The 288-nt window shown below is 46.2% G+C and carries 1 tRNA gene; it reads left to right on the forward strand.

Annotation, left to right across the window (positions count from 1 at the left end):
* Nucleotides 1–92 precede the first annotated feature (92 nt).
* A tRNA-Glu gene (locus IBT54_RS24955) sits at nucleotides 93–168 on the forward strand.
* The last annotated feature ends 120 nt before the right edge of the window (nucleotides 169–288 follow it).

Consider the following 288-nt stretch of genomic DNA (forward strand, 5'->3'; position numbering starts at 1 on the left):
TCCTTACCTGAAGATACCTTCCGGCGCAGTGTCCACACAGATTGTCTGATAGAAAATAACGAGCAAAGTGTCTTTCGAAGACAGACTTAATTGTCCCCTTCGTCTAGAGGCCCAGGACACCGCCCTTTCACGGCGGTAACAGGGGTTCGAATCCCCTAGGGGACGCCAAAGCTTGGTGACAGGTGAAAGATGTTACCCACATATCTTAAAGATGACTTACGAGTCATGTTTAAGATATTGCTCTTTAACAATCCGGAACAAGCTGAAAATTGAAACGACGTGTCGTTT

It is taken from the genome of Pantoea sp. S62 (assembly GCF_016658625.1).
Lineage (GTDB): Bacteria > Pseudomonadota > Gammaproteobacteria > Enterobacterales > Enterobacteriaceae > Pantoea > Pantoea vagans.